The organism is Acinetobacter sp. 228 (assembly GCF_048147885.1).
This window is the reverse complement of sequence record NZ_JAYWYV010000618.1, coordinates 1-1,022: the sequence shown is the minus strand read 5'-3', so window position 1 is coordinate 1,022 and position 1,022 is coordinate 1. Positions and strand designations below refer to the sequence as shown.

Sequence of the window (1,022 nt, the reverse complement as noted above, 5' to 3'; positions counted from 1 at the left end):
AGACCATCTGCACTCACTTCTGGCATAGCCGTAGCCACGTGTGGGATTAATTTTGCTGGTCTTGCCAAATAGTCATAGGTATATAAAGTTTCAAATATAGATGTGAGTACATGCGCTGAATATAAGTCATGTACATAAGCTGGGTCGAAGCCTGTTTCAGCTGTTGGGAATACATAACGCAAAACTTTATTTGGATCGGCTGGGCTTTTCGCAAAAATAGATATAGAACCCGTTAAAGCCATTCCGGCAAAGAATAGGCCGACACTACAGTACTTGAGCTTTTGTTTTAAATTTTCAGTCATGATGATCTTTATCTAAAATTATTTTTTAATAGGGGTAATATCAAGATATTGCCAGTTTGTATTCATCATTGGGTGAGGTTTAAAACCCTGAACTTGTGGGCGTATCAACCAATTGCGAATTCGAGTTACATGAATAATCCAAGGATTATCAGCTTCAATCTGACGGTTAAGTTTTTCGTAATATGGTAGACGTTGTTGAGGTGGTAAATGAATGGCCTGAGTATAAAGAGCATCATAGGTTTTAGACTGATAACAAGCATGGTTTCCCTGCCCAGCATTTGGTCCATATAGTAATTGTGCAAAATTATCTCCTTCAGGATAGTCAGCAATCCATGCACCGCTCCAGATCATATATTTACATTGAGTAGCGGCTTTTAAGTTATCTGCAAAGTTACTTACCTTAAAGTCAGCTCGAATGCCAATCGCATCTAGATTTTTTTTCCAGAGTTCTGAATGAATAACCGATGCTGAGCTATTTTCTGTATTGATTTTTAAAATTAAAGGTTTGCCATTTGGTAAGGTCCGGTAGCCATCAGCCGCTTTTTTATAGCCATAATAATCAAGCAGTTTATTTGCTAGCCGTGGATTATATCCTACGCTACTTTTATATTTAGGGTTATATCCGTTTACACCTTCAGGTATAAACATTTGTGATCTAACAGCCTGACTTTTATAAGCTTGTTGTATGCTTTCTTTTTGATTGTATGACAGAGTAATTGC

1 protein-coding gene and 1 pseudogene are annotated in these 1,022 nt (G+C 37.4%); both read right to left on the bottom strand.

Annotated elements, in window-relative coordinates; translation table 11 throughout:
- Positions 1-305: pseudogene (locus VXQ92_RS21340) on the bottom strand (heme-binding protein); the annotation flags it as partial.
- 15 nt (positions 306-320) lie between these two features.
- The coding region (locus VXQ92_RS21335; protein WP_416683103.1) for an ABC transporter substrate-binding protein at positions 321-1,022 on the bottom strand (702 nt) is incomplete at its 5' end.